This window comes from Brooklawnia sp. (assembly GCF_049651565.1).
Classification (GTDB): Bacteria; Actinomycetota; Actinomycetes; order Propionibacteriales; family Propionibacteriaceae; genus Brooklawnia.
This window is the reverse complement of record NZ_JBASCI010000150.1, coordinates 1-10,602: the sequence shown is the minus strand read 5'-3', so window position 1 is coordinate 10,602 and position 10,602 is coordinate 1. Positions and strand designations below refer to the sequence as shown.

The following is a 10,602-nucleotide window of genomic DNA, read 5'->3' as shown; positions in this document are numbered from 1 at the left end:
CACCCACCTGGACGCGGACGCCGAGTCGTGCCGCTGGGCCGGCCGGTTGGTGGGGGAGTTGCTGGCGTCCTGACGGCTGGGCACCCGACATAGGGTAGAAGGACAGCACAGTCCCCAATACCCCAGCAGAGGAGAACACCAATGGCCGAACTGGACGGCAAGCGAGTCGCGTTCCTGCTCACCAACGGTTACGAGGACAGCGAACTCACCAGTCCCTGGGAGGCGGTGACCGAGGCGGGCGCGCAGGCTACCCTGGTCTCGCCGGAGCGGGGCACCATCGAGGGCAAGAAGGGCCACCAGGCGAAGGTCGACGAACTCGTGGCGGACGCCGACCCGGCGGCCTTCGACGCGCTGGTACTGCCCGGCGGTGTGGTGAACGCCGACAAGATCCGGATGGACGAGGACGCGGTCGCGTTCACCCGGCACTTCTTCGACGAGGGCAAGCCGGTGGGCGTGATCTGCCACGGCGGCTGGATCCTCGCCGACGCCGAGGTGCTGAAGGGTCGCACCCTGACCTCCTACCCAAGCCTGAAGACCGACCTGCGCAACGCAGGCGCCACCTGGGTGGACGAGGAGGTGCACGTCGACGACGGGTTGGTCTCCAGCCGGACGCCCAAGGACCTGCCGGCGTTCAACGCCAAGCTGATCGAGGAGTTCGCGGAGGGCCGCCACTGACCTGGTCCCACCCCTGCCACTGACGCAAGCCGCCCCTGCCGACCCGGTTCGGCGGGGGCGGTTGTCGTCCCACCGGCGAACCGGGCCCGGGCTGCACCAGACTGGAACCATGCAGATAACCCATCTCGGCCACTCCTGCGTCCTGATCGAGACCGCCGACCAGCGCGTGCTGGTCGACCCGGGCGACTTCAGCACCGCCTGGCGCGGGCTCACCGACCTGGACGCGGTGCTGGTCACCCACCAGCACCCCGACCACGCCGACCCGACCCACCTGCCGGAGCTGTTGGCGGACAACCCGCGCGCGATGGTGGCGGTGGAGCACACCGTCGCCGACATCGTGGACCTGCCCGACGACGTCCGCCGGCTCGGGCCGGACGAGATCATCGATCTGGGTTCGTTGCAGGTGAACACCATTGGCGGTCAGCACGCCGTGATCCACCGCGACTACCCCCGGATCGGCAACGTTGGCTTCGTCTTCCGCAGTGAGGGCGAGCCCAGCGTCCTGCACCCGGGAGACTGCCTCGATGCGGTGTCGGAGGGCATCGACATCGCGTTGATCCCGGCGTTCGGGCCGTGGTCAGCGACCCGGGAGACCATCGACTTCACCCGCCAGGTCGGCGCACCCCAGGGCTTCCTGATTCACGAGGGGTTGTTGAACGACCGCGGTCACGCCCTGATCGTCAGGCACATCACCGCGTTGACCCGGACAACTCTGGTGGACGTTCGCGATACTCGGCCCTGGCAGCCCTGATCCCAGGCAGCCTTGCCGGTTCGGGCAGTGATGCCAGCATCATCGCGCAGACCATTGCGGCGCCGCCGACCAGGGTGCGCCAGCCGATTTCCTCCTGTCCGGCCGCGATCGCGAAGAACGCCGCCCAGATCGGTTCGGAGCTCATGATCACTGCGGCCCGGGTGGCCTCAACCCTGGCCTGCGCCCAGACCTGCAGGACGATCGCCAGCGCCCCGCACAGCACCGCCAGGTAGAGCACCGCCCACCAGTCGGCCGCCCGCTGCGGCAGTGCGATACCGCCCGGCAGCGCCGCCAGCACGCAGACGGCCGCCACCGTGACGGTCTGGACGGTGCTCAGCGGCAGGGACAGCGCCTGGGTGCTGACCCGTCCGGTGTAGGCGATGTGCCCGGCGTAGGCGAGCGCGCTGAGCACGGTGAGGAACTCGCCCCAGCCGAACCGGGTGGCGCCGACGCCCGGCATCAGCGTCAGCAGGCCCAACCCGGCGGTCGCCAGCGCAACCGCCAGCCAGACCCGCCGACCGACCCGTGCCTTCAGCAGCACGGCCTCCAGGATCGGGGTCATCACCACGTACAACCCGGTCAGGAAACCCGAGATGGACGCGCTGGTCTGGGCCAGGCCGTAGGTCTGCAGCAGTTGGCCCGCCCCGTACAGGGCGCCCATCACCAGACCGTGCCGCACGGTGGTGGCGTCCATCCGCAGCCGGCGGCGCAGCACCACCACCAACAGCAGCGCGGCGATCGTGAACCGCACCGCAAGCAGGTCGGACGCGTCCATCCGCGCCAACATGTCCTTGAGGACGAAGAACGTGGAGCCCCACAGCACCGCCATCAGCATCAGGCTGGCGGGGGCCAGGCGATCTACCATCAAGTTGCCCGGATCACCACAATCGAACCCATGGGCAGCTCATCGCCCTCGGTCAGTTCCTTGCCGTCGGCATCGGTGAGCCTGACCACCCGACCCTGCCTGATCGGCAGGTCGCCCTCCCACTGCACCTCGACCTCGAAGCCGGCGTCGGTGAGCTTCTTGCTGGCGTCGGCGACGGCATGGTTGCGTTCCACCCTGGGCAGCTTGACGATCTGCTGCCCCTTGCTGACGACCAGCGTCACCGTGTCGCCGCGGTGGCCGGTGCCGCCGGCTGGCTGCTGGCTGATGACCGATCCGGCCGGGATCGTGTCGTGGTTGGCCTGGGGCCCGGTAGCGACCTGGAACCCGGCTTCGGTGAGCGTCTTCTGGGCGTCCGCCAGCTTCCTGTTGACCACGCTGGGGATGGTAAGCGGTTCGCGTCCCTTGGAGATCGTCAGGTCGACCGCGGTGCCGCGCTTCAGCAGCTCGCCCTCGGCCTGGCTGGCCCACACCACGAAGCCGACGGCGGCCTGCTCGTCCCACGCCTCGGTGATCTCACCGGCCTGCAGGTTGGCCGCCGTGAGGGCCTGCCTGGCGTCGTCCAGCATTAGCCCGACCAGCGCCGGGGCGGGATAGCGTTCGCGGCCGAGCGAGACCACCGCCGTCATGGCGGCGTTTCGCAGTGCCCGTTCGCCGGGGGCCGGATCGGAACTGATCACGATGCCTGCCGGTACGGTCTCGGAGTATGCCTCGGTGAAGGTGATCGCCATGCCGTTGGCCTCGGCGATCGCGGCTGCTTCGGACTGGGGCTGGTTGACCACCGCCGGGGTGGTCACGTACCGACCGGACGCCAGCCACCAGCTGCCCGTCCCGACCGTCAGGGTCAGCACCAGCACCAGTACGGTCACCAGGAACGCTCGTCGCCTTCGGTAGGTGCGCTGCGACAACCTCGGGAACCGCTCGCTGGCGGGGACATCAACAGCAGCGGGCCTGGGCGGTCGGTACGGCTCGACCGGACGGGGCCGCACCCTGGGCTCGACCACAGCCGGCATCGGTTCCACCGGGGTGACCGGGCCACCGTGGTCGACCGGGGATTCGTCGACCGCCTCAGGCCGGACGGCGGCCAGCACCGAGGTGGCGGCCTCCTCCGGCGCTATCACCTGGGTCTGGTCAATGGCCCACGGCATGGCCGCAGCCGGGAACACCATGGTGGCCAGGGCATCGTCGCTACGCACCCCGCGCTCCAGGGCGCGCTTGACAGCGCGCACCCGGCGCAGCAGTTCGCGGCCGTCGGCTGGCCGGGCCTGGGGGTTGCGGCGGGTGCAGGCGGCGACCAGCGCGTCCAGGTAGTCGGGGACCGGGTCGCGGCGGGCCTGGCCCGGGTGCTTGCTGGCCAGTACCTCCGACGGCAGCGGGACGTCCTCGTTGACGTGCCGGTAGGCCACCGTGATGGGGGCGTCGCCGGTGTAGGGCTTGGAGCCGGTGAGCATCTCGAACAGCATGATGCCGGTGGAGTAGACGTCCGACCACGGCTGGGCGCGGCCGGTGGTCAACAGCTCCGGCGGCAGGTAGCTGACCGTGCCGATCAGCAGGCCCTGGGTGTGGGTGGAGGTCTGGTTGGTCATCACCCTGGCCAGCCCGAAGTCGGCCACCTTGACCGCACCGCGGTTGCTGATCAGCACGTTCTCGGGCTTGACGTCGCGGTGCACCAGCCCGGATTCGTGGGCCGCCGCCAGCGCGGCCGCCACCGGTTCGATCAGTTGAACCGCCCGCAACGGGCTGATCGGTGCCTCCCGGGTGATGACCGAGCGCAGCGTGCTGCCCTCGACGAACTCCATCACGATGTAGGGCCGGCCGTGGTCGTGGCCCTGGTCGAAGATGCTGACCACGCTCTTGTCGGACAGTCGGGCCGCCGAGCGGGCCTCACGGTCGAACTTGGCGACGAAGTCGGCGTCATCGCCGAGCCCCTCGTGCATGACCTTGATCGCGACGACTCGTTCCAGCCGGCGGTCCCAGGCCCGGTAGACCGTGGCCATGCCGCCGCGCGCCAGCCGTTGGAGTACTTCGTAGCGACCGTCCAGCACGTCGCCGACCAGGCGGTCGGTACCGGTTCCGGTCTTGGTCACATCTGCTCCGGTTGCTCGCGGGCGGGTGGGGGCAAGTCCCAACCAGTGTAGGTCCCCAGACGGCAACCGCCACTTGCGGTGCGTGGCGTTTCGCGCTGCCCTAGGGTTGGACCGTGACCGCAATGCTGGGTTTGAAGACGCGGCTGGCCCTTTCCCGGACCTTGGCCTGGGTAGGCCTCCAGGCCGCGCCCCACGCGCTGGGGGAGCTGGTCGGCGCGCTGTGTGCCGGCCGGGTGGACGTGATAGTGATCGTGCAACCGGATGCCAGCGTCGAGGACCTGCTGCTCGGCTACCGCACCGCACTGGAGGCCTCCGACGGCCGGGCGGTCCTGGGCCTGGCGACCTCGGAGTCGCTGGCCCGCCAGGCCCGCGCCGACATGGTCGCCGCGGATGCGGTGGTGGCCCCGATCAGGGCCCATGAGTATGCGCTCACCCTGGCGGTGGCGAACAACCGGACCGATCTTGATCGGGCGGCGCGGGACGTCAACGCCGACGCGATGGTGGTGACCGCCGACCTGGTGGACCGTGCGGTGGCGCTGGCGCCGCCGACCCTCCCGGACGCCAAGCCATGGTTCGCGCAGGTCAACTCGGTCAGTCAGGCCCGCTCGGCGGTGGCAGCCGGGGCCCGGCGGCTCGCCCTGCCGGCGATCATCTCGCAACGGCGGCTGGGGATGTCACCGCGCCAGTTCGTCACGTCCTACCGGGAGACCCTCGCCGGCAGTTGGCGCGACGAGATGGAGCAGGTCACCTTCGCCGCTCTGCACGGCGGTGCGCAGGTGTTGGGACGCAGCTTCGCCCTCGGTTGGCCGGAGGCGGCTGGGCTCAGCCGTCCGGCCCCGGACGCCCCGCCTGCGCAGGCCCAGCCCTACCATGCCGCCGTGGAAGACGACCTGTGGGACGGCACCGGGCGCCGGGAACGTGGGCCGGACGACCACTGGTGAGCTGACCCACCGGCATCCCGGCCAGGTGCCCGGTTCAGCTGGCGCGCTGGACACACTGCCGGGCCAGCTCGACCAGTGCTGTCCGTCCGGGCCCGGTGATGTCGATCTCGTCCAGTGCCGCGAGCGCCCTGGCATGGTCGGCGCTGATGGCCTGTTCGATCTCGGCCACCGCGCCGGAGCCGGCGATGATTGCCCGGGCCCGGTCGATCTGGGCGTCGGTCAGGTCGGGCCGTCCCAGCATCGAACCCAGGGCACCCCGGTCGGCGGCGTCCACCGCGGCCAGCACCCTGGCCAGCAGGACGGTGCGCTTGCCCTCCCGCAGGTCGCCGGCGGCCGGTTTGCCGGTCTGCGCCTGGTCGGCGAACACCCCCAGCAGGTCGTCGCGCAACTGGAAGGCCCGCCCCAGCGCCAGCCCGTAGCGTCCCAACCCAGCCAGCACGGCGTCCGATCCGCCGCCGGCCGCCGCCCCGAACTGGACCGGCCGCTGCACGGTGTAGCGGGAGGTCTTCTCCTCCAGCACCTTCGCGGCCACCTCCTCGGCGCCGGCCCGCGAACCGACCCCGTACTGCGCGTACAGGTCGAGCACCTGGCCGGCGTTGACCTCGCTGCGGGCCGCGTGCCAGTAGCCGCGGCAGGCCCGCCAGGCGGTGGCATCAAGACCGGCGTCGTCGGCCAGTTCACCCGACCACACCAGTAACTGGTCGCCGAGCAGCACCGCCATCGCCCGGCCGAACTCGGCGGCGTCGCCCAGACCCTGCTGCCCGCGGTGCCACTGCTCGAACTGGCGGTGGGCGGCTGGGCGGCCGCGCCTGGTGTCGGCGTCATCCAGCACGTCGTCGTGCACCAGCACCCCGACGTGCAGCAGCTCGATCGCGGTGATGGCCCGCCACAGGGCATTGGGCACCCGGTCGGTCCCGGCAGCCGCGACGAACCCCCAGTACGCGAAGGCGGGACGCAGCCGCTTGCCGCCGGCCAGCAGGTCACCGGCCACCTCGGTCAGCATGGTCAACGACGGCGACACCGGCTCCAGCCGCCGGCTCACGCCGGCCAGGAAGGCGGCCATCTCGGCATCGATACGGTCGCGGAACGCCTTCGACGTCGGGTCGGCCGGGGTGAGCTGCATGACCGACAACCTAGCCGATCGGCCTACAATCACCCTCGTGCCGAGGGACCAGACGATAGGTGAGCTGCTGGCGTACGCCACCGAGCCGACGTTCAGCTTCGAGTTCTTCCCGCCACGTGATGAGGCCGGCCAGCAGCTGCTCACCAGGACGATCAGCGAGCTGCAGCCGCTGCGTCCCGACTGGGTGTCGGTCACCTACGGCGCCAACGGCTCCAGCCGGCAGCGCACGCTGGACGCCACGATGGCGATCATCGCCTCCACCGACCTGCGGGTGATGGGGCACCTGACCTGCACCGGGCAGACCGTGGACGAGCTCAAGGCGGTGATCGACGCCTACGGGGACGCCGGGGTCCGCAACATCCTGGCGATCCGCGGCGACATGCCGGGCGGGCCGTCGGTGCCGTGGGAGCGGCACCCGGGCGGCCTGGCCAACGCCACCGAGCTGGTCGAACTGGTCCGCTCGCGCGGCGACTTCTGCGTCGGGGTGGCGGCGTTCCCGGACGGGCACTCCACCTCGACCCTCGAGCAGGACGCCCAGATCCTGCTGGGCAAGCAGCAGGCCGGTGCCAGCTTCGCCGTCACCCAGTTGTTCTTCGAACTCGGACACTACTTCGAGCTGGTCGGCCGAGCCCGCAGCGCCGGCTGCACGCTGCCGATCGTGCCGGGCATCATGCCGGTCACCAGCGTCAGGCAGTTGGGGCGGTTCGCCGAGATGTCCGGCGCCGACATCCCGGCCCGGGTGGCCGAGCGGTTGTTGGCCGCGCCGGACGACCCGGAGCAGGTACGGATCACCGGCTCCCGGATCGCCGCCGAACTGTGCGAGCGGCTGCTGGCCGGACGGGCGCCCGGCCTGCACTTCTTCACGCAGAATCGCTCAGTGGCAACTCGAGAAATTCTCGCCATGCTCCGGGCTGGCCATCGGTGAGGTCGATGGTGACCAGCCGCCTGGTCGGCCGGGTCAGCGCGACGTAGAGCACCCGGATCCCGCCCGGGGTCTGGTCGACGATCTCGTCGGGCCCGACCACTACGGTGGCGTCGTACTCCAGCCCCTTCGACTGCAGTGCGCTGAGCACGCTGGTGCGTTCCCGCACTCCGGCCGGCAGGGGCAACGCCTCCACGGCCTCGGCCACCGACCGGCGGCGGGAACCGGCCGTGATCACGGCGATGGTGCCCTCGACCTCGCCACCGAGCTGGCTGAGCACCCGGGTTAACGACTCGTCCAGCCGGTCCGGGGGGCTGGTCAGCAACCGCGGCGCCACCCCGGTGCGCCGGACCGCGCGCGGCAGGTCGGCGTCCGGGTACACCTGGGTGATCACCTCGCCGGCCAGCTCCATCACCTCGGCCGGCGAGCGGTAGTTGGTGGACAGCCTGTAGGTGCGGGACGGTCCGCGGCCGATCAGGTCGCGGATCGCCCGGCGGGTCTCCTCGTTGTTCGGGTACGAGCTCTGCGCCGGGTCGCCCACCAGCGTCCAGGACGACTGCGGCCCGCGGCGGCGCAGCATCCGCCACTGCATGGGAGTGATGTCCTGGGTCTCGTCGACCAGGATGTGGGCGTGGGTGACCGCCAGGTCGTCGTCGGGCTCGGTGTGCTGCCGGGTGGTCAGCCGGTCGGCCAGCGTCACCAGCTCGGAGACATCCGAGCCGTCGGCCAGGAAGAGCGTCGGATCGACCTCCTCCTCGACCGGCGCCGGCCCGATCATCGCAGCCAGCTCGTCCAGCAGGGCGATGTCGCTGACCGACCAGTTGGGCCGCGGCAGTTCGCTGTTGGGGATGAACCCGCGGGCATGCTGCAGGCTGTCGGACAGCGCATGGCGCTCGGCGTCGTTGAGCACGTCGTGGGACACCTTGTGCAGGAACACCGGGTCGGCCAGCCGGGTCAGCACCGTCTCGGGGTTCAGCTTCGGCCACCAGGCGTTCAGGAACATGACGTAGCTCGCCTGCGAGGTCACGATCTCGTCGAAGATCTCGCGCGGCAGGTCGAGCAGGGCCGCGATGTCGGTGGGCAGCTTGGCCCACAACGCGTCGGTGAGCGCCTTCTCGGCTGCCGGACGGGCCCGATTAGCCTTGTGGGAGGTCAGTACTTCGCGGCGGATGGTGGACAGTTCGGCCGCCTCGAGGGTGAGGATCTCGCCCTTGACACTGACCCGCAGCCGGGTCTTGTCGGCGATCAGCGGCTCGTGCACCGCACGGCGCAGCACCTGCACCATGCGCAAACTGCCCTTGACCATGGCGGCGTCCCCGTCGTCCACCAGTTGGCTGCTGAAGCCGAGCACGTCGGTGGCCAGTTCACCGACCGACTTCAGGGTGACCGAGTCCTCGCCCAGGCCGGGCAGCACCCGTTCGATGTAACGCATGAACAGGTCGGTCGGGCCGACGACCAGGACGCCACCCTGCTCCAGCCGCTTGCGGTGGGTGTACAGCAGGAAGGCGGCCCGGTGCAGCGCGACCACCGTCTTGCCGGTGCCCGGGCCGCCGGAGATGATGGTCACGCCCTGGTAGGGGGCGCGGATGGCCTCGTCCTGCTCGGCCTGGATGGTGGCGACGATGTCGCGCATCCGCGGGCCGCGGGCCCGCTTCAATGACGCCAGCAGCGCCCCCTCGCCGATCACCACAAGGTCGGTGTCGACACTGTCGTCGAGCAGGTCGTCCTCGATGCCGACCACCACTTCGTCCCGACAGCGCAGCACGCGTCGGCGCACCACGCCCATCGGGTCGGCCGCGGTGGCGCGGTAGAACGGTTCGGCGGCCGGCGCTCGCCAGTCGATCACCAGCGGCTCGTAGTCATCGTCGCGGACGCCGATGCGTCCGACGTACCGCTTCTCCTTCGACCGGAAGTCCAGACGGCCGAAGACCAGGCCCTCGTGCTGCGCGTCCAGGATCGCCAGGCGCCTGGCGGCCTGGTAGGCGAAGGCGTCGCGCTCGAAGAGTGCGGTGCCGTCCTCCTCCCGCATCCAGTCGGCGCGATCGGTCTGGAACTTGGCACGGCTCTCCGCCTCGACGTTTCTTGCCGAGGCGGTCGCCGTCTCCAGGTGCTCGTACACCTTGTCGACGTGTGCCTGTTCGATGGCCAGCTCGTTGGCCAGGATCTCGGACTCGTTCGGGGTGCTGATTTCGGTCAACTTGATCCATCCTCAGAAAAAGACCTGAGGATCAAGCCTACTCCTTCGCACCAAGGGCGACCCTAGTTGCTCAGCTTGGCGCCGGAGGGGCCGTTGTAGATGGAGCCACCCTGGAAGTACTGGATGGTGCCATCTGCGTAGTCCATCTCGTCGGTTGTCGGGGCGCCGAGCCGGCTGCGCACGTTGGGGTCGAGGCGGTAGTGGTCCCAGATCGCTCCGGTGATCGCGTGCGAGCCGTGCTCCTCGGTCCAGATGATCACGCCGGTGTCGAACGAGACCAGCCGCGAACCGGCCACGGGGCCGTCGGATTCGATGCCGACTGCGGTGCCCAGCGGACCGTTGACCCCGCCCAGTTCGTCGTAGCGGGCGCCGATGCCGTTGATCACCGGCACCGTGCCGGCCAGCTCGCCGCGGTCGAACCGCTCCAGGCCGTTGTAGTCAATCAGGCTGATCAACTTGTTGGCGTACTGCGGGTCGGTGGCATAGCCAGCGGCATGGATGGCGCGGGCGAACTCGCGTGGGTCGGATGTCCGGAACGCCGGGGCGTACCTGCTGTTGTTGCGCAGGAAGTGGCCGTGGTCGAGGATCGAGTCGGTGAGTGACTGGTAGGAGCGGAAGTAGGCCATCACCGTGACGTTCTGGCCGTTGATGACCTCCCAGGTCGGCAGCTGCACGCAGTTGGTGACATACGGGCCGTTGTTCGAGCTGCACTTGACGCCGAAGTAGGCCTGGCCATAGCGGGACAGCGTGCTGCCGCCCCAGCCAGATTCCAGGATCGCCTGGGCAAGGGTTACCGAGGCCGGGACGCCATACTCGCGCTGGGTTTCCTGGGCCATCGGGGCGACCGCGTTGATGAAGGCCGAGACCTTGTCGTAGGAGACCAGTTCCGGGCTCCGGTTGGCGGGGGAGGCGGGCTCTTCACTGGGTTCCTCGGTGTGCTCCTCAGAAGGTTCCTCGGTGGGCTCCGGGGACGGTTGGGGACTCGGGTCCCCGCTGGGTTCCGGGCTGGGGTGCTCGCTGGGT

Annotated in this window: 9 protein-coding genes; 4 read left to right on the top strand and 5 right to left on the bottom strand. The window is 70.1% G+C overall.

What is annotated here, in order from left to right:
• The first annotated feature begins 141 nt into the window (after window positions 1-141).
• Window positions 142-675 carry a type 1 glutamine amidotransferase domain-containing protein gene (locus tag WBL05_RS07115; RefSeq protein ID WP_424224767.1) on the top strand — a complete coding sequence of 178 codons (534 nt, stop codon included), beginning with the start codon at window positions 142-144 and terminating at the stop codon, window positions 673-675.
• A gap of 109 nt (window positions 676-784) precedes the next feature.
• On the top strand, window positions 785-1,426 hold the full coding sequence (locus WBL05_RS07110) for an MBL fold metallo-hydrolase (RefSeq protein ID WP_424224765.1): 642 nt from the start codon (window positions 785-787) through the stop codon (window positions 1,424-1,426).
• On the opposite strand, the gene WBL05_RS07105 is transcribed toward WBL05_RS07110, so the two are convergent.
• Together WBL05_RS07105 and pknB are read right to left on the bottom strand one after the other, a co-directional pair.
• Window positions 1,365-2,291: a DMT family transporter gene (locus tag WBL05_RS07105; protein ID WP_424224763.1), complete on the bottom strand. Its 927-nt coding sequence runs from the start codon at window positions 2,289-2,291 to the stop codon at window positions 1,365-1,367. The two genes, WBL05_RS07110 and WBL05_RS07105, sit on opposite strands and share 62 nt — an antisense overlap.
• Window positions 2,291-4,396, bottom strand: a complete 2,106-nt coding sequence (gene pknB, locus WBL05_RS07100) for a Stk1 family PASTA domain-containing Ser/Thr kinase (protein WP_424224762.1) — start codon at window positions 4,394-4,396, stop codon at window positions 2,291-2,293. Before pknB ends, WBL05_RS07105 begins: the two co-directional genes overlap by 1 nt.
• A 113-nt stretch (window positions 4,397-4,509) precedes the next feature.
• Between pknB and WBL05_RS07095 the strand changes: the two genes are divergently transcribed.
• On the top strand, window positions 4,510-5,337 hold the full coding sequence (locus WBL05_RS07095) for a hypothetical protein (RefSeq protein WP_424224760.1): 828 nt from the start codon (window positions 4,510-4,512) through the stop codon (window positions 5,335-5,337).
• A 34-nt stretch (window positions 5,338-5,371) separates the two neighbouring features.
• On the opposite strand, the gene WBL05_RS07090 is transcribed toward WBL05_RS07095, so the two are convergent.
• Complete coding sequence (locus tag WBL05_RS07090; RefSeq protein ID WP_424224758.1) at window positions 5,372-6,460, bottom strand: polyprenyl synthetase family protein; 1,089 nt, start codon at window positions 6,458-6,460, stop codon at window positions 5,372-5,374.
• Window positions 6,461-6,497: 37 nt separating this feature from the next.
• On the opposite strand from WBL05_RS07090, the gene WBL05_RS07085 reads away from it, so the two are divergent.
• Window positions 6,498-7,385 carry a methylenetetrahydrofolate reductase gene (locus tag WBL05_RS07085; protein ID WP_424224756.1) on the top strand — a complete coding sequence of 296 codons (888 nt, stop codon included), beginning with the start codon at window positions 6,498-6,500 and terminating at the stop codon, window positions 7,383-7,385.
• On the opposite strand, the gene WBL05_RS07080 is transcribed toward WBL05_RS07085, so the two are convergent.
• Window positions 7,321-9,579, bottom strand: coding sequence for a HelD family protein (locus tag WBL05_RS07080; protein ID WP_424224754.1), 2,259 nt, complete (start codon window positions 9,577-9,579; stop codon window positions 7,321-7,323). The two genes, WBL05_RS07085 and WBL05_RS07080, sit on opposite strands and share 65 nt — an antisense overlap.
• Window positions 9,580-9,641: 62 nt before the next feature.
• Window positions 9,642-10,602 (bottom strand): glucosaminidase domain-containing protein (locus tag WBL05_RS07075; RefSeq protein ID WP_424224753.1); only part of this gene is annotated, 961 nt, incomplete at its 5' end.